12 protein-coding genes and 9 pseudogenes are annotated in these 18,350 nt (G+C 29.8%); 13 read left to right on the forward strand and 8 right to left on the reverse strand.

Annotated elements, in window-relative coordinates; translation table 11 throughout:
* The first annotated feature begins 34 nt into the window (after positions 1–34).
* The 6 genes and pseudogenes from ACZ1HD_RS10395 to ACZ1HD_RS10420 all read left to right on the forward strand — a co-directional run bounded on the left by ACZ1HD_RS10395 (position 35) and on the right by ACZ1HD_RS10420 (position 4,574).
* Positions 35–990 (forward strand): annotated as a pseudogene (locus ACZ1HD_RS10395) (glycosyltransferase family 2 protein).
* A 42-nt stretch (positions 991–1,032) separates the two neighbouring features.
* Positions 1,033–1,563, forward strand: coding sequence for a hypothetical protein (locus tag ACZ1HD_RS10400; RefSeq protein WP_472687396.1), 531 nt, complete (start codon positions 1,033–1,035; stop codon positions 1,561–1,563).
* Positions 1,527–1,906 (forward strand): annotated as a pseudogene (locus ACZ1HD_RS10405) (phospho-sugar mutase); the annotation flags it as partial. The gene ACZ1HD_RS10400 and the pseudogene ACZ1HD_RS10405, both read left to right, overlap by 37 nt.
* Before the next feature lie 99 nt (positions 1,907–2,005).
* On the forward strand, positions 2,006–2,245 hold the full coding sequence (locus ACZ1HD_RS10410) for a hypothetical protein (protein WP_472689330.1): 240 nt from the start codon (positions 2,006–2,008) through the stop codon (positions 2,243–2,245).
* Positions 2,155–2,745: a hypothetical protein gene (locus ACZ1HD_RS10415; RefSeq protein WP_472687397.1), complete on the forward strand. Its 591-nt coding sequence runs from the start codon at positions 2,155–2,157 to the stop codon at positions 2,743–2,745. Before ACZ1HD_RS10410 ends, ACZ1HD_RS10415 begins: the two co-directional genes overlap by 91 nt.
* Positions 2,745–4,574 (forward strand): ABC transporter ATP-binding protein, encoded by a 1,830-nt coding sequence (locus tag ACZ1HD_RS10420; protein ID WP_472687398.1) that lies wholly within the window; start codon positions 2,745–2,747, stop codon positions 4,572–4,574. Before ACZ1HD_RS10415 ends, ACZ1HD_RS10420 begins: the two co-directional genes overlap by 1 nt.
* On the opposite strand, the gene ACZ1HD_RS10425 is transcribed toward ACZ1HD_RS10420, so the two are convergent.
* The 3 genes and pseudogenes from ACZ1HD_RS10425 to ACZ1HD_RS10435 form a co-directional block, all read right to left on the reverse strand.
* Complete coding sequence (locus tag ACZ1HD_RS10425; RefSeq protein WP_472687399.1) at positions 4,575–4,925, reverse strand: hypothetical protein; 351 nt, start codon at positions 4,923–4,925, stop codon at positions 4,575–4,577. It abuts the gene before it with no gap.
* 156 nt (positions 4,926–5,081) lie between these two features.
* Positions 5,082–5,288: pseudogene (locus ACZ1HD_RS10430) on the reverse strand (DUF1647 domain-containing protein); the annotation flags it as partial.
* Between the two features lie 57 nt (positions 5,289–5,345).
* A pseudogene (locus ACZ1HD_RS10435) lies at positions 5,346–6,760 on the reverse strand (CCA tRNA nucleotidyltransferase).
* A 133-nt stretch (positions 6,761–6,893) separates the two neighbouring features.
* Here ACZ1HD_RS10435 and ACZ1HD_RS10440 point away from each other — a divergent pair.
* On the forward strand, positions 6,894–7,697 hold the full coding sequence (locus ACZ1HD_RS10440) for an alpha-1,2-fucosyltransferase (RefSeq protein WP_472687400.1): 804 nt from the start codon (positions 6,894–6,896) through the stop codon (positions 7,695–7,697).
* A 97-nt stretch (positions 7,698–7,794) separates the two neighbouring features.
* Positions 7,795–8,439 (forward strand): glycosyltransferase family 25 protein, encoded by a 645-nt coding sequence (locus ACZ1HD_RS10445; RefSeq protein ID WP_472687401.1) that lies wholly within the window; start codon positions 7,795–7,797, stop codon positions 8,437–8,439.
* Here the strand turns inward: ACZ1HD_RS10445 and ACZ1HD_RS10450 are convergent.
* Complete coding sequence (locus tag ACZ1HD_RS10450; RefSeq protein WP_472687402.1) at positions 8,436–9,191, reverse strand: glycosyltransferase family 2 protein; 756 nt, start codon at positions 9,189–9,191, stop codon at positions 8,436–8,438. The genes ACZ1HD_RS10445 and ACZ1HD_RS10450 overlap by 4 nt on opposite strands.
* 13 nt (positions 9,192–9,204) lie before the next feature.
* Positions 9,205–10,020 carry a 2,3,4,5-tetrahydropyridine-2,6-dicarboxylate N-succinyltransferase gene (locus ACZ1HD_RS10455; RefSeq protein ID WP_077809640.1) on the reverse strand — a complete coding sequence of 272 codons (816 nt, stop codon included), beginning with the start codon at positions 10,018–10,020 and terminating at the stop codon, positions 9,205–9,207.
* A gap of 120 nt (positions 10,021–10,140) precedes the next feature.
* On the opposite strand from ACZ1HD_RS10455, the pseudogene ruvX reads away from it, so the two are divergent.
* The 4 genes and pseudogenes from ruvX (at position 10,141) to mazG (ending at position 12,562) form a co-directional block, all read left to right on the forward strand.
* Positions 10,141–10,549: pseudogene (ruvX, locus tag ACZ1HD_RS10460) on the forward strand (Holliday junction resolvase RuvX).
* A 140-nt stretch (positions 10,550–10,689) separates the two neighbouring features.
* Positions 10,690–11,306: pseudogene (gene def / locus ACZ1HD_RS10465) on the forward strand (peptide deformylase).
* Between the two features lies 1 nt (position 11,307).
* Positions 11,308–11,724 carry a DUF5606 family protein gene (locus ACZ1HD_RS10470; RefSeq protein WP_077809643.1) on the forward strand — a complete coding sequence of 139 codons (417 nt, stop codon included), beginning with the start codon at positions 11,308–11,310 and terminating at the stop codon, positions 11,722–11,724.
* A gap of 58 nt (positions 11,725–11,782) precedes the next feature.
* Positions 11,783–12,562 carry a nucleoside triphosphate pyrophosphohydrolase gene (mazG, locus tag ACZ1HD_RS10475; RefSeq protein ID WP_472687403.1) on the forward strand — a complete coding sequence of 260 codons (780 nt, stop codon included), beginning with the start codon at positions 11,783–11,785 and terminating at the stop codon, positions 12,560–12,562.
* Positions 12,563–12,609: 47 nt separating this feature from the next.
* On the opposite strand, the pseudogene ACZ1HD_RS10480 reads toward mazG, so the two are convergent.
* The 3 genes and pseudogenes from ACZ1HD_RS10480 to rpmH all read right to left on the reverse strand — a co-directional run bounded on the left by ACZ1HD_RS10480 (position 12,610) and on the right by rpmH (position 16,496).
* Positions 12,610–13,175: pseudogene (locus tag ACZ1HD_RS10480) on the reverse strand (fasciclin domain-containing protein).
* A 184-nt stretch (positions 13,176–13,359) separates the two neighbouring features.
* A pseudogene (carB, locus tag ACZ1HD_RS10485) lies at positions 13,360–16,214 on the reverse strand (carbamoyl-phosphate synthase large subunit).
* A gap of 120 nt (positions 16,215–16,334) precedes the next feature.
* Positions 16,335–16,496, reverse strand: coding sequence for a 50S ribosomal protein L34 (gene rpmH, locus ACZ1HD_RS10490; RefSeq protein ID WP_077809647.1), 162 nt, complete (start codon positions 16,494–16,496; stop codon positions 16,335–16,337).
* A 230-nt stretch (positions 16,497–16,726) separates the two neighbouring features.
* Here rpmH and ACZ1HD_RS10495 point away from each other — a divergent pair.
* Positions 16,727–18,339: pseudogene (locus ACZ1HD_RS10495) on the forward strand (CTP synthase).
* Positions 18,340–18,350 lie beyond the last annotated feature (11 nt).

An 18,350-nucleotide genomic window follows, 5' to 3' on the forward strand; every position in this document is an offset into this window, starting at 1 on the left:
TTAATTTTACAACTTATAACATTATATATTGAATATGGATATTTCGGTAGTAATACCACTTCTTAACGAAGAAGAATCTTTAGATGAATTATACAATTGGATTGCAAAAGTTATGCAATCCAATTGTTATTTATATGAAGTAATTTTTATTGATGATGGTAGTACAGATGCTTCTTGGAAAACTATAGAAAAACTAGCCAAAGAACACGAACCTGTTAAAGGAATTCGTTTTCAAAAAAATTATGGAAAATCTCAGGCTTTAGACGCTGGTTTTGAATTGGCAAAGGGTGCTGTTGTAATTACTATGGATGCTGATTTACAAGACAATCCGAAGAAATACCAGAATTATATAATCTTATAATAAAAGAAAATTTCGACCTAATTTACGGGTGGAAAAAGAAACGTTACGATAACGTTGTTACTAAAAATATTCCTTCAAAACTTTTTAATGCTGCTGCAAGAAAAACATCCGGCCTAAAACTACACGATTTTAATTGTGGATTAAAAGCTTATAAGAATGAAGTTATTAAATCGGTAAAAGTTAGCGGAGAAATGCACAGATACATTCCTGTTTTAGCTAAAAATGAAGGTTTTACAAAAATTGGAGAAAAAGTTGTACAACACCAAGCAAGAAAATACGGAGAAACAAAGTTTGGAATGGACAGATTTGTTAACGGATTTTTAGATTTAATCACAATCTCATTCCTTTCTAAATTCGGCAAAAGACCAATGCACTTTTTTGGACTTTGGGGAACTTTTATGTTTTTATTTGGTACAACAACCGCATTTTATATTGGTGCAGTTAAATTATATAAAGTTTTTAATGGCATCAAAACCATCTTAGTAACAGATAATCCTTGGTTTTATATTGCCCTTACCTCTATGGTTTTAGGAACCTTATTATTTTTAGCTGGTTTTATTGGTGAACTTATTATAAAAACCAAAACCAACGAAAAACACTACTCAATTAAAGAAAAACTAAATTTCTAACTGTATATTTGTAATTAAGTATCAATTAAAAATCAAGCCAAAATGAGCGAAATATTAGAAAAAGCAAAACAATGGTTAACACCTACATTCGATAAAGAAACACAAGATCAAATTCAGAAACTAATTAGTGAAAACTCATCTGAATTAACTGATAGTTTTTACAAAGACATGGAGTTTGGTACTGGTGGAATGCGTGGTGTAATGGGCGCAGGAACCAATAGAATAAACAAATATACATTAGGTAGAGCAACACAAGGTTTGTCTAATTACTTAATTGAAAACGTAAATAAAGAGCAAATAAAAGTTGTAATTGCTTACGATTGTAGACATAACAGTAAAAAGTTTGCTAAAATCGTATCAGACGTTTTATCTGCAAATAACATAAAAGTATTCTTGTTCGAAGATTTAAGACCAACACCAGAACTTTCTTTTGCTGTAAGGCATTTAGATTGTGATGCGGGTATAGTATTAACTGCGTCTCACAATCCGCCGAATACAATGGTTACAAAGTATATTGGGCAGATGGCGGACAAATTGTGCCTCCGCATGATGGCGGAATTATTGGCAAAGTAAACGCTTTAGATTTTTCTGAAATTAATTTTGATGCTAACGAAGATTTAATTGAAACAATTGGTAAAAATGTTGACGATGTTTTTATTGAAGCATCAGTAAAAAATGGCTCTTTAGCAGAAAATATCAATAGAGATAATTTAAAAATTGTTTTTACTTCTTTACACGGTACTTCTATTGTATCTGTGCCGGATGCTTTGGCTAAAGCGGGGTACACAGATGTTCATATCGTAGAAGAACAAAGAGTTCCTAATGGCGATTTTCCAACAGTAAAATCTCCGAACCCGGAAGAGCCGAAGCGTTAAAAATGGCTACAGATTTAGCTAATAAGATAGATGCTGATATTGTTATTGGTACAGATCCTGATTGCGACAGATTAGGTGTTGCAGTTAGAGATACTAATGGCAAAATGAAGTTGTTAAATGGTAACCAAACTATGGTTTTAATGACTGAATTCCTTTTAAAGAAATGGAAAGAAGAAGGTAAAATGAACGGTAAACAATTTGTAGGTTCTACTATTGTTTCTACTGAACTAGTTAACGACGTAGCTGCAAATTATAATGTTGAAACTAAAATTGGTTTAACAGGTTTTAAATGGATTGCCAAAATGGTGAAAGATTTCCCGAACTTGATTTTATTGGTGGTGGAGAAGAAAGTTTCGGATACATGGTTGGTGGCTTTGTAAGAGATAAAGATGCAGTTACAGCAACATTATTAGCTTGTGAAATTGCTGCTTACGCAAAACAAAATGGTAGCTCTTTCTACGAAGAATTATTAAATATTTATGTTGATAATAAATTCTACAAAGAGCATTTAATTTCTATTGTTAAAAAAGGAATGGATGGTGCAGCAGAAATTCAGCAAATGTTAAGCGACATGCGTAATAATCCTTTATCAGAAATTGATGGCGAAAGAGTAGAATCTTTATCAGATTATCAAGCTTCAACTAAAAAGAACTTAATTACTGGTGAGGTATCTAAAATTAACATACCTAAATCTAATGTTTTAATTTATCAAACTGCAAACGGAACAAGAATTGCGGCTAGACCAAGTGGAACAGAGCCTAAAATTAAATTTTATTTTAGTGTAAATTCTTCTCTTGATACAAAAGAAAATGCAGAAAAAGTAGAGGCTGAATTAGATGCTAAAATTCAACGAATTATTAAAGAAATGAAATTAAATTAATGGGATATTTTAAGGACATTTTAAAATACGAAAAGAAGTATAGAAAATTTACAGTTTTAAATATACTTTTTAATATACTTTATGCTATTTTTAATGTACTTTCTGTATTAGCATTTATTCCGGTATTAGGTATACTTTTTAGCACAAACAAAGAAGTTGTAAAAAAACCTACTTACCAAGGAATTACTAGAATTGGAGACTTTTTAAAAGAAAGTTTTTATCATTTTATTTCAGAAAAAATAGAAAACGAAGGCAATATAAAAACATTAGTTTTTATTTGCCTTTTGGCTATTTCTTTGTTTTTTCTAAAAAACTTATTTAGATATTTAGCATCGTATGTAATTACATTTTTAAGGACAGGTGTTGTAAAAGATTTAAGAGACAATTTATATCATAAAATTGTAGAGTTACCTGTTTCGTATTTTTCTGAAAAGAGAAAAGGAGACATTATTGCTAGAATGACTTCTGATGTTCAAGAGGTTGAAAATTCTATATTAACTTCTATAGAAACAATTGTTAGAGAACCTTTAACGGTAATTATTGCTATTTCTTTAATGCTTTTTATGAGCGTTAAATTAACCTTATTTGTTTTTATTTTACTACCTGTTTCTGGTTTTATAATTTCTTCTATAAGTAAAAAGCTAAAAGCAAATTCTATTAAAGCTCAAAAAGAAACTGGTAATTTTTTATCATTTATAGAAGAAACCTTAACAGGTTTAAGAATTATTAAAGGCTTTAACGCAGAAAATGTTATTGCAAATAAATTTAAAAACTCAACTTTAAAGTTTAAGGAGTTGATGACTAATGTAATTCATCGACAAACATTAGCATCTCCTATGAGCGAGTTTTTAGGGTCTGCAACAATAATTGCGATTCTTTGGTATGGTGGTACAGAGGTTTTGTCTAACAAAAGCTCTCTAAAACCTGATGAATTTATGGGTTATATTGTTTTGTTTTATACTGTTTTAAATCCTATAAAATTAATTACAACCACTTTTTATAATATACAAAAGGGTGAAGCTTCTGCTGAAAGAATTATGTCTGTTTTAAATACTGAAAATAGTATAAAAGATATACCAAATGCTCTGCAAAAAAATGCTTTTTCTTCAGAAATAGCATTTAAAAATATTTCATTTAAATATAAAGACGATTATGTTTTAAAAGATTTTTCATTAACGATTAAAAAAGGAGAAACAGTTGCTTTGGTTGGACAATCTGGTAGTGGTAAATCTACATTAGCAAACTTAATAACTCGTTTTTATGATGTAAATAAAGGTGAAGTTTTATTAGACAACAACAACATTAAAAATATCACTAAAAAATCTTTAAGAGATTTAATGGGAATTGTTTCTCAAGATTCAATTCTTTTTAATGATACAATAGCTAATAATATAAAGTTAGGAACTCAAGACGCCACAGATTCGGCAATATTAGAAGCTGCAAAAATTGCAAATGCAGATGAGTTTATTCAAAATTTACCCGAAAAATACGATACTAATATTGGTGACAGCGGTAATACACTTTCCGGCGGACAAAAACAGCGTTTGTCTATTGCTAGAGCTGTTTTAAAAAATCCGCCAATAATGATTTTAGATGAAGCTACTTCTGCCCTAGATACAGAATCTGAACAACTAGTTCAATTAGCTTTAGAAAAAATGATGCAAAACAGAACATCTTTAGTAATTGCGCATAGATTGTCTACTATTCAAAAAGCAGATAAAATTGTGGTACTTAAAAAAGGGGAAATTGTAGAACAAGGTAAACATGAAGAACTTCTTGCAAAAAAAGGAGAATACTTTAAATTGGTTACAATGCAAAGTTTATCTTAGTTAATCGATATCTTGGTGTGTTTTAAATCCGAATTTTCTATACACCATTTTTCTACCAATTTTAAACATGTTTTTATAAACTAGTACAGATAATATAGCTTGATCTTGTCTGTGATTTGATCTGCTACTTCCTTCCGGAGCAATACAAGCTTTATTTTTTGCACAGTCACTCCATTTTTTAATTACATTTCTTGCAGCTACATTATTATAATTAGCAGCAACACATGCACCGTTTAAATTTCGTTGATTTAATATTTTAGAGTCATTAGAAATACCTAAACAATCTAAAGATTTTTCATGCGTCCATTCAGAAACAATCCCTTTAGAAAAAGGTGAATAAAAACCATACAATTCTATTATCTTTCTAAGAGAATTTAACGGTTTAACAACTTTATTACCGCCATCTAACCAACATACAGAAGTTTTAAATTCATTTAAAACAGTATTAATAATTACAGGTTTCCAAGCATACTCACCAGCATTTACTTTTACATTAAAATATTCTGGATACTTAGCATAATCAAAATCTCTTAACTCGAAGTTTTTAAATTTCGATTTTATTTTTAGAACCTCATCAGAAGTTAAACCAAGGTTGTAAATTATAGTTTTTGTATTTTTTTCATGAACTTTTAAACTTTCTAAAAGCTGATAAAGGCTTTTAAAATGAGAACTATCAGAACCTGTTACGATAACTAATTCTTGTTTACTATCAATAAAAAAAGTCTAAGATCTAAAAATAAGGTTCTTATTTCTGTAAATAATTTCATGTATTTATACTGAAAGTGTTAAACCCAATTCTTTTCCTTTTTCGATCATAAATTTATAACAAGCATCGTGCTCATTAGGTATTTTACCATCTAAAATAGCTTCTTTGATAGCTTCTTTAATTTGACCAATTTCTCTACATGGTTGTAGATTAAATGCTTCGATAATTTCTTCTCCAGAAATTGGTGGTTGAAAATTACGTACTCTATCTCTCTCTTCTACTTCTTTTATTTTAGCTCTTACAATTTCGAAATTACTATGATATCTTTTAAATTTCTTAGGATTTTTAGTTGTAATATCTGCCTCACAAAGCGTCATTAAATCATTAATATCATCACCGGCATCAAAAACCAAACGTCTCACTGCAGAATCTGTAACATCGCTTGCTAAAACAATAGGTCTAGAACTAAGCATTACCATTTTTTTAACAAACTTCATTTTATTATTTAATGGCATTTTTAATCTCTTAAAGATTTTTTGAACCATTTTAGAGCCAACAAATTCATGCGAATGAAATGTCCAACCAACTTTTTTACTAAATCTTTTTGTTGGCGCTTTACCAATATCATGCAACAAAGCTGCCCAACGAAGCCAAACATCATCTGTATTTTCAGAAATATTATCAACCACTTCTAAAGTATGATAAAAATTATCTTTGTGCTTCTGCCCTTCTACCTCTTCTACTCCTTTTAAAGCAATTAATTCTGGTAAAATTTGCTTTAACAATTTTGTTTTTTCTAATAATAAAAAGCCAACAGATGGCTTTGAAGAAGACATAATCTTATTCAACTCATCAACAATTCGTTCTCTGGTAATTATATGTAATCGATCTGCATTTTTTGTTATTGCAGATAAAGAATCATGTTCAATTTTAAAATTTAATTGCGTTGCAAATCGAATTGCACGCATCATTCGTAATGGATCATCAGAATACGTAATATCCGGATTTAACGGTGTTCTTATAATTCCGTTTTCTAAATCCTCCATACCATTAAAAGGATCTAATAATTCACCAAAATTCGATTCATTTAAACTTAAAGCCAAAGCATTTATAGTAAAATCTCTTCTGTTTTGATCGTCTTGCAAACTACCTTCGGTAACCTCTCGGATTTCTACTTTCTTCTGTATAAGACTCTTTTACGGCACCGACAAACTCAATTTCTACATCTTTAAAACGTAACATTGCGGTTCCGTAGGTTTTAAAAACCTGAACCTTTGGTTTATTTGGTAATAAACTAGAAACTTTTAGCGCCAAATCGATACCGCTACCAATTGCAACTACATCAATATCTTTTGCTGTACCTCTTTTTAAAAAAGTCTCTAACAAAACCACCAATTACATAACTTTCTACTTGTAGCTCTTTTGATGCTTTAGATATAATATTAAAAATTTCTGATGAGATTGCTTCTGTATACTTCATATTCCTTTAAAAGTGTTCGCAAATTTATTATTTTCTAAGCTTTTAAACAGCAAATTAATCAAAGAAAATTGTAATAACATTTGTACTTTTGCGTATTGCATAAAAAATCACCTTTTTTTACTTAAAATTAACCATGATTATTGTTAGAATACTTGGCGGATTAGGAAACCAAATGTTTCAATATGCGTATGCAAAGTCGCTAGAAATGAAAGGTTACGAAGTGCAATTAGATCTATCTAAAATAAAAAAATACAAATTGCATGGTGGTTATCAATTAGATAAATATAAAATTGATCTAAAAACTGCAAACTCATTCAATTTATTCTTATCAAAAATAAATCCGTTTAAAACCTTAAAAGAAAAGAATTTATTATTCGATAAAAACTTAACCAACTTAAAAGGAAACGAATATTTAAAAGGATATTTTCAGACAGAAAAATATTTTTCTGATATTAGAAGTGAATTAATTCATCAATTTGTACTTAAAGAAGAACTTTCTAACTCTACTAAACTATATAAAACCGAAATTTTAAAATCAGAAACTAGCTGTTCTATACATATTAGGCGCGGTGATTATGTAACAGATTCAAAATCGAACACTATTCACGGAACTTGTAGTTTAGCATATTATAAAGAAGCTATTAAAATCATCAATAAAAAACATTCTAATGTTTCTTTTTTTATTTTTTCTGATGATATCAATTGGACAAAAGATAATTTAGTTATCGAAAATGCTGTTTATATAAACCATAAATGCTTACCGCATGAAGACATTTATTTAATGAGCTTATGTAAACATAATATTACAGCAAACAGCAGTTTTTCTTGGTGGGGAGCTTGGTTAAATAGAAATAAAAATAAAACTATAATTGCACCAAAAAATTGGTTTGTAGATAAAGTAAACGAAATTGCTTGCCAAAACTGGATAAAAATATGATGACTTATAAAGTTTACTACATAAATTTAGATAAAAGCTTAGAAAGAAGAAATTTTATGGAAAATCAATTTAAAAAATTGAATATTCCATTAACGGAATGCCTGCCGTTTATGGTAAAGAATTACCTAAAACTTATTTAGAAAAAGCAAAAAAACAACACAATATACTTACTCATTTTCCGAATTTAAACGATGGTGAAATAGGATTAACAAAAACGTATTTTGATCTTTGGAGTATTGTTGCCAACCAAAAAGAAGATTTTGCAATTATTTTAGAAGATGATGCATTATTAACTGATGATTTTTTTGATGATTTAGAAAAAATCTTAATTTCTGCCACTAATAAAGATTTTATTGATATTGCAGGTAGAAAAGGTTTTTTATCTATAGAAAGCAAAGAACTATTGAACAAGTTTGCAATACCTGCTTTACAAACAACAGGGCAAATAATAGGTAAAGATGCTGCTAAATTATTAGCTAAAAACTTAACCACATATTATGCACCAATAGATGTTTTAAAGCAAGATGTATTTAAACACAAAGTAAAAGTTTACACTACTGTTAAAAGTTATGTTAGTAGTAATGATAAAAATGTTGGTGGCACAACCATTCAACAAAAAAGTATGCCGAAAGTTAAAAAGATTTTAAGAGAAATTTTAAGACCAATTTGGCAACTAATTGCATTTTTAACCTATAAAAATTATCGATTTTTTAGAAATATTATCTTTTATAAAAGCAATTAATTTTCTTCAATACCTTTATTTAATAACCATAACTTTATATACCTAGTAAAAACAGAATACGCTAGTATTTTTGATAAAATTAATCCCGTTAATCCGTCTAAAAAACCTAAACGGATTACATAATGTATAAAAAACCTGGCAGTTGGCTTAATTAATAAATGAAAGGCATTTACTTTTTTACCTTTTTTATGAAGTTCTTGAGCTTTTAAAATCGAATAATGATTTATTTTAGCAATAAAATGATTATAATTTCTATAACCAAAATGATCGATTTTATTTTTAAGAAAACCTAACTCACCTTTAGAAACAATAGTTTCATGAACTACACCTCTATATTGACATTTATCTTTTAAAAATAATCGAACTACCTTATCTCTTTGCCAACCACTATAGTTTACTTTTTGATTTGCAAAATAGAAACTTCTACGAACATAAAACCCAACAAAGTTACCCGGATTTTTAACAGCTTTTAAAATTTCTTGTTTTACACTTTCTGTAACACGTTCATCTGCATCTAAAATATAGATCCAATCATAGGAAGCTTGCTGAATAGCAAAGTTTTTTTGAGAAGAAAAATCATCAAACTTTCGCTTGATGATTTTTACATTTAGCTTTTCGGCTATTTCTAAAGTTTTATCTGTACTATAAGAATCTATAACAATAATTTCGTCTGCAAAACTTACAGATTTAATTGCATCTGCAATATGAATCTCTTCATTAAGTGTAGGTATTATTGCCGATATTTTTGTCATAGCATATTAAGTCTTAAACAGCTACGTCATATTCACGTAACGCATCGTTTAAAGACGTTTTTTTGTTTGTACTTTCTTTTCTTTTTCCAATAATTAAAGCACAAGGTACATTAAATTCTCCGGCTGCAAACTTTTTTGTATAACTTCCAGGAATTACAACAGAACGTGCAGGAACTCTACCTTTCATCTCTACTGGTTCATCACCTGTAACATCTATAATTTTTGTGCTCATTGTTAACACAACGTTTGCACCTAATACCGCTTCTTTTTCTACATGGACACCTTCTACAACAATACATCTAGAACCTATAAAAGCACCGTCTTCTATAATTACTGGTGCAGCTTGTAATGGTTCTAAAACACCACCAATACCAACACCACCAGATAAGTGAACATTTTTACCAATTTGAGCACAAGAGCCAACTGTTGCCCAAGTATCCACCATTGTACCTTCGTCTACATAAGCACCAATGTTTACATAACTTGGCATTAAAATAGTTCCGGCAGAGATATAAGCACCGTGTCTTGCTACTGCATTTGGTACAACTCTAATACCTCTTTCTGCAAAGTTTTTCTTTAAAGGAATTTTATCGTGATATTCAAAAATACCTGCTTCTAAAGTTTCCATTTTCTGAATAGGGAAATATAAAACTACTGCTTTCTTTACCCATTCGTTTACCTGCCAACCATCTGTTGTAGGTTCGGCTACTCTTAACTCTCCTTTATCTAATAAATCAACAACTTTTCTAATTGTATCTATCGTGCTTTGCTCTTTTAACAATTCACGGTTTTCCCATGCTGATTCTATAATTTCTCTAATTTCTTTCATTTTAATGGTATAATTTCTGCAAATATAAATGTATCTGTAAAAACTGAAAGCGAAGATACATTTTTTAAACAGATATTTCTGCTTTGTTTAAAAATCGTATTTTTGCTAAAACAATTATAAATGGCTAGAATTTTAGCAATAGATTTTGGAAAAAAGAACAGGAATAGCTGTTACAGATGAATTACAAATAATAGCATCTGGTTTAACAACTATAAATACTGATGAACTTTTGTCCTTTTTAAAAGAATATACTTCTAAAGAAAAAGTAGAACTTATTTTAATAGGAAAACCAAAGCAAATGGACAATACTGATAGCGAAAGTGAAGTGTTAATATTACCATTTATGAAAAAGTTAGAAAAACTACTACCTCAAATTCCGAAGAAAAGAATAGACGAACGTTTTACATCTAAAATGGCTTTTCAAACGATGATTGATAGCGGAATGAAGAAAAAGCAGCGCAGAAACAAAGCCATGATTGACGAAATTAGTGCTACAATTATACTGCAATCTTATCTTTACAATATGTAAAATCGATTTCTTAATTACTTTTAGCTTATTAAATGTTAAAATCGGTTTAAAAATTATTGAATTTTAAAAATTCTCAATTCAAAAATTCGTCAATAGCAATTGTAAATTGTATTTTTGCAAACGTTTTTAAACAAAAATAAATGATATTACCAATTGTTGCTTACGGAGATCCGGTTTTAAGAAAAGTTGCTACAGAGATAACTAAAGATTATCCTGACTTAGAAAAACTAATTACCAATATGAAAGAAACTATGTACAACGCTTCGGTGTTGGTATAGCAGCTCCTCAAATTGGCAAAGCAATACGTTTATTTGTTATTGATGCATCTCCTTTTGCAGAAGATGAAGAATTATCAGACAAAGATAGAGCTGCATTAAAAGATTTTAATAAAGTTTTTATCAACGCAAAAATTATCGAAGAAGAAGGTGAAGAATGGGTTTTTAATGAAGGTTGTTTAAGTATACCTGATGTTAGAGAAGATGTCATTAGAAAACCAAATATTACTATTGAATATTTAGACGAAAATTTCGAAAAGCATACAGAATCTTTAGATGGTTTAGCAGCAAGAGTTTTTCAACACGAATATGATCATATAGAAGGTATATTGTTTACAGATAAACTTTCTTCATTAAAGAAAAGAATCATCAAAAAGAAATTAGAAAACATTTCTAAAGGAAAAATTAGAGCAGATTATAGAATGCGTTTTCCAAATCAAAAAAAGGTAAATAGTCTTAATATAAAGACACAAAATATATAACATGGAATTTAATAAAATTATAGCCGTAACAGGTAAAGCAGGTTTATACCAAGTAGTTTCTCAATCTAAAAACGCAATTATTGTTGCTTCTTTAACAGACAACAAACGTATCGCTATTAATGCGACTCAAAATGTTAGTTTGTTAGAAAACATTGCAATTTATACTTACGAAGAAGACATTCCTTTACTACAGGTTTTTAAAGCGATGTTCGAAAAGACAGAAGGTAAAGAAGCTATTTCTCACAAAGAAAGTGGTAAAAAACTAGAAGCATTTTTTGCTGAAGTTTTACCAGATTATGATGCAGAAAGAGTGTATACTTCTAACATTAAAAAAGTAATTCAATGGTTTAACCTTTTGGTTAAAGCTGGTATGGATTTTTCTAAAATAGAAGAAACTTCTGAAGAAAGCGCAGAATAATTTTTAAATTTATTGTTACTGTTTATTTGTAACTCTAAATTTTTACAAATTAATTTATATGAATTCTAGAAAAGAGCAACTAGCCGCATTTAATCGTTTGTTAGATATTATGGATGATCTTCGAGAGAAGTGTCCGTGGGATAAAAAACAAACATTAGTAAGTTTAAGGCATCTTACCATAGAAGAAACATATGAATTAGCAGATGCTATTTTAGACAACGATCTACAAGAAATAAAAAAAGAATTAGGCGATGTGCTTTTGCATATCGTCTTTTATGCTAAAATAGGTAGCGAAAAGAATTCTTTTGATATTGCTGATGTAGCCAATACAATTTCTGACAAATTAATAAATAGACATCCTCATATTTACGGCGATGTAAAAGTTGATAATGAAGAAGATGTAAAAAGAAATTGGGAAAAATTAAAGCTAAAAGAAGGCAATACATCTGTTTTAGAAGGTGTTCCTAAAAGTTTACCTGCAGTTGTAAAAGCAAGTAGAATTCAAGAAAAAGTAGCGGGTGTTGGTTTCGATTGGGAACAACCCGAACAAGTTTGGGAAAAAGTACAAGAAGAACTTGAAGAATTAAACGAAGAGATTAAAGCAGGAAACAAAGAAAATACCGAAAAAGAATTTGGTGACGTCTTATTTTCTATGATAAATTACGCTCGTTTTATTGATGTTAACCCTGAAAATGCTTTAGAGAAAACTAATAAAAAATTTATCAATCGTTTTCAGTTTCTAGAAAAAGCTGCTAAAGACGCTGGTAAAGATCTTTCTGAAATGTCTTTAACCGAAATGGATATTTATTGGGAGAAATCAAAAACATATTTTAAATAAAAAAAGCTCTCAAAATTTGAGAGCTTTTTTTATTCTATGCTTTGTAATTACTTAGGCATTACAACGCTATCAATAGCATGTATTACTCCGTTAGAAGCTGCAACATCTGCCATTATTACTTTAGACGTGTTTCCTTTTTCATCTTCTAAAATTACACTTTCACCATCTAAAGATGCAACCAACTTACCACCTTGAACAGTAGTTACTTCAAAAGCACCGTTATTAGCTTTTATTGCGGCAACAACAGCTGCTGCATCAAATTTACCGAAACAACATGGTAAGTCAAAATACTAGTTAAAGTTGCCTTATTTTCTGTTTTTAATAAATTTGCTATCGTTCCTTCCGGTAATTTTGCAAAAGCATCGTTTGTAGGTGCAAATACAGTAAAAGGGCCATCTGAACTTAAAGTACTTACTAAATCTGCGGCTTTTACTGCTGCTACTAAAGTAGAGAAATTTTCATTTCCTACAGCAACTTCAACAATATTTGGTGTTTGCACCTTTTCTTCAACCTTTGCAACTTCTTCTGTTTTTACATTATTTACTTCTTCTGTTTTAGCTGATTTACATGATGAAGCAGATAAAAGTCCTACAATTGATAATGCTAATAATATTTTTTTGTCTTCATAATTTGTGTTTTAGTTTTTAATTGTCATCAAAATTATGAAAACAAAATAGTAAATAGATTTTAAAATGTTCAATCTTTTGTTAAATAAATTAAACAAAAATAATTTATACATAAAAAAAACATCCAACTCTACATTTAGAATTGGATGTTTTAGTTGAAGTAAAAAATTATTATTTACTTAAATACATTTTTCTTCTTGAATATAAATTATAAAAATCATCATCTTTTAAACTATCTATAAATAGAATACTTTCTCCTGTAGATTTCATTTCTGGACCTAATTTCTTATTAACATTAGGAAACTTGTTGAATGAAAATACGGGTTGTTTAATTGCAAAACCTTCTAATTGAGGGTTAAAATCAAAATCAGTTACTTTATTATGACCAAGCATAACCTTTGTAGCATAGTTTACATAAGGTTCTTTGTATGCTTTTGCAATAAACGGAACTGTTCTAGATGCTCTAGGGTTCGCTTCGATAATATAAACAACATCATCTTTAATTGCAAACTGAATATTTATTAAACCTACTGTTTTTAATTCTCTTGCAATAGTATGTGTATGATCTTTAATTTGTTGCATAACAAATTCACCTAAATTAAAGGCTGGTAAAGTTGCATTAGAATCTCCGAGTGAATTCCACAAGGCTCAATATGCTCCATAATACCAATTATATAAACGTTACCATCTGCATCGCAAATTGCATCTGCCTCTGCTTCTATTGCACCATCTAAATAATGATCTAATAATAATTTATTATTTGGCATTCTTCCTAATAAATCTACTACATGCTTAATTAATTCTTCTTTATTAATTACAATTTTCATCCCTTGGCCTCCTAAAACATAAGAAGGTCTTACAAGAATAGGGAAATCTAACTGATCTGCTAATTCTAAAGCTTCATCTGCAGTTTCTGCGATACCAAATTCGGGTAAGGAATGTTATTGTCTTTTAACATTGATGAAAATCTACCTCTATCTTCTGCAATATCTAATGCTTCGAAAGAAGTTCCTATAATTTTAATACCGTAGCTTGTTAACTTTTCTGCTAATTTTAATGCAGTTTGTCCTCCTAATTGTACAATTACACCTTCTGGTTTTTCATGACGGATAATGTCATAAATATGCTCCCAAAAAACAGGCTCAAAATATAATTTATCTGCAGTATCAAAATCTGTAGATACTGTTTCTGGATTACAGTTGATCATAATCGTTTCGTAACCACATTCTGCAACCGCTAAAACACCATGAACACAGCAATAATCAAACTCTATACCTTGTCCAATTCTATTTGGTCCAGAACCTAAAACAATAATTTTCTTTTTATCAGAAACAATACTTTCATTAGCTATTGTTATTTCTCCTTCTGCGGTTTCGATTTCATTTTCGAAAGTTGAGTAATAATAAGGAGTTTTTGCTTTAAACTCTGCCGCACAAGTATCTACCAATTTAAATACACGTTGTACTTTTAATTCTTCTCTCTTCGTGTAAACTTCACTTTCTAAACATTTTAGCATGTGAGCTATTTGTCTATCACCGTAACCTTTTTGTTTAGCTTCTAACAATAAATCTCTCTCTATAGTGTCTATAGAATAGGTAGAAATTTCTTTTTCTAAGTGAAATAATTCTTCATATTGTTTTAAATACCACATGTCTATTTTTGTGATATCATAAATTTTACTTAGCGGAATTCCCATTGCAATTGCATCATAAATTGCAAATACACGGTCCCAACTTGCATTGGTTAATTTGTCTATAATTTGATTATAATCTGTGTATCCTTTTCCGTCTGCACCTAAACCGTTTCTCTTTATTTCTAAAGATTGAGTTGCTTTGTGTAATGCTTCTTGAAAAGAACGTCCGATTCCCATCACTTCACCTACAGCTTTCATTTGTAAACCTAAAGTTCTATCAGAACCTTCGAATTTATCAAAATTCCAACGAGGTATTTTTACAATTACATAATCTAATGTAGGCTCAAATAAAGCTGATGTAGATTTTGTAATTCCGTTTTCTAATTCATCTAAAGAATAACCGATTGCTAATTTTGTAGCTACTTTTGCAATAGGATAACCAGTTGCCTTAGATGCTAATGCAGAGGATCTAGAAACCCTTGGGTTAATTTCAATGGCAATTATATCTTCTTTTTCATCTCGGTGAAACTGCGAATTGTACATTACAACCACCCTCAAAATCTCCAATAGAGCGCATCATATGAATTGCCATATCACGCATTTTCTGATACGTTTTGTCAGAAAGTGTCATTGCTGGTGCAACCGTAATAGAATCTCCTGTATGAATTCCCATAGGATCCATATTTTCTATAGAACATATAATTACAACATTATCATTTTTATCACGTAATAATTCTAATTCATATTCTTTCCATCCCATCATTGCTTTATCAATCATCACCTCATGTATTGGTGATGCTTCTAAACCTCTACTTAATAATTCGTCAAAATCTTCTGGATCATAAACGATAGAAGCTCCTGCTCCACCTAACGTGTAAGAAGAACGAATTACTAATGGAAAACCAAATTCTTGTGCAATTTCTTTTCCTTTTAAGAAAGAAGTTGCAGTTGCTTGAGGTGCCATTGGCACACCAATTTTTATCATTAACTCTCTAAACTGCTCTCTATCTTCTGTTACATTAATGGCATCAATATCTACACCAATTAATTTTACATCAAAATCTTTCCAAATTCCTTTATCATCTGCCTCAATACATAAATTTAATGCAGTTTGTCCACCCATTGTTGGCAAAACAGCATCAATTTGAGGATGCTCTTTTAAAATTTGAATAATAGATTTAGTAGTAAGAGGCAACAAGTACACATGATCTGCCATAGAAGGATCTGTCATGATTGTTGCTGGGTTAGAATTAATTAAGATTGTTTCTATACCATCTTCTCTTAAAGATCTTAAAGATTGTGAACCGGAATAATCGAATTCACATGCTTGACCAATTACAATTGGTCCAGATCCAATAATTAAAATAGAATTTAGGTCTTTTCTTTTTGGCATGGTAAAAATTTGTTGTGTTGTTGTTTATTTTTGTAAAAATAGTTAATGATTAGATATAAAAAAAGGTGTTACTAAAAAATAGCAACACCTTTAAATCATTAACATTTGTTAATCATTATATTATCTTTTTGGTCTGAATTCTGAAGATACAGAAATTTTCTTTCTTCCTTTAGCTCTTCTTCTAGCTAAAACTTTTCTTCCATTAGCAGAAGCCATTCTTTCTCTGAAACCGTGTTTGTTTCTTCTCTTTCTTTTCGATGGCTGGTAAGTTCTTTTCGGCATTATATGTATTTTTAAATATCTTCTTGATTACTTTACTGTTGCTTAAAGATTTTCACCTCTTTTAAAGCGTGGGCAAATATACAACTGTTTTTATTTTTGACAAACACAAATTGTAAAAAAATTAAAAATATTTTTTCACGGTTCAAAAATATAAAATTTATAAATGTTTTTACCTTTTTTATTTGACAGAATTTTTAGAGTTAGTACTTTTGCCTAAACCTAACAACACCATGAGTAACACTAAATACGTTTTTGTAACAGGAGGCGTAACTTCATCCCTTGGAAAAGGAATTATAGCAGCATCTTTAGCAAAATTATTACAAGAAAGAGGCTTTTCTGTAACTATTCAAAAATTAGATCCATACATTAATATAGATCCAGGAACTTTAAACCCTTATGAACATGGCGAATGTTATGTGACAGATGATGGTGCAGAAACAGACTTAGATCTTGGGCATTACGAACGTTATTTAAACATACCAACTTCTCAAGCTAATAATGTAACTACAGGTAGAATTTATCAATCTGTAATTAATAAAGAACGTAAAGGAGAATTTCTAGGAAAAACGGTACAAGTAATTCCTCATATTACTGATGAAATAAAACGTAGAATTCAGCTTTTAGGTGAAACAGGCGATTTTGATATTGTAATTACAGAAATTGGAGGAACTGTTGGTGATATAGAATCTTTACCTTATGTAGAATCTGTGCGCCAAATGTTATGGGAAAAAGGCGAAGAAAATGCCATTGTTATACATTTAACATTAGTGCCTTATTTAGCTGCAGCCGGAGAATTAAAAACAAAACCTACACAACACTCTGTAAAAATGTTAATGCAAAGTGGTGTAAGTCCGGATATTTTAGTTTGTAGAACAGAACATGATATTTCTGATGACATAAAACGTAAACTTGCTTTATTTTGTAATGTTAAAAAGGAAGATGTTATACAATCTATAGATGCAGAAACAATTTATGATGTACCAAATTTAATGCTAGAACAAGGTTTAGATACGGTAGTTTTAAATAAATTAAAACTTACTTCTAAAAAAGAACCTGCATTAAAAACTTGGAATGAATTTGTACAGAAGCATAAAAACCCGCAACACGAAGTAGAAATTGCTTTAATTGGTAAATATGTAGAATTACACGATTCTTATAAATCGATTACAGAAGCATTTATTCATGCTGGTTCTTCTAATGAAACAAAAGTAAAAGTTCGTTGGGTACATTCAGAAAGCTTAACTCCTAAAAATGCTGAAAAAAATTACAAGGTGTTAATGGTATTTTAGTTGCACCAGGTTTTGGTGATCGAGGTATCGAAGGAAAAATTAGAGCTGTAAAATATGCTAGAGAAAATAATATTCCTTTCTTCGGAATTTGTTTAGGTATGCAAATGGCAGTTATCGAATACTCTAGAAATATCTTAGGCTTAGATAATGCAAGTTCTACAGAAATGAACAAAAGCACAAAACATCCAGTTATCAACTTAATGGAAAGCCGGAAAGATGTTACCGAAAAAGGTGGTACAATGCGTTTAGGTGCTTGGGATTGTGAACTTAAAAAGGATTCTAAAATATTTAAAGCTTACAAATCAGAATTAATTAGCGAACGCCACAGACACAGATTCGAATTTAATAATGATTATTTAGCACAAATTGAAGCTGCCGGAATGAAAGCAACAGGTATAAACCCAAAAACCGGTTTAGTAGAAGTTGTAGAAATACCAACGCACGATTGGTTTGTTGGTGTACAATATCATCCAGAATATAAAAGTACCGTTTTAAAGCCACATCCTTTATTTGTAGATTTTATAAAGGCTTCTTTAAAACAATCTAAAAAATAATAAAATGGTTT

The organism is Polaribacter sp. HA6-7 (genome assembly GCF_055693625.1).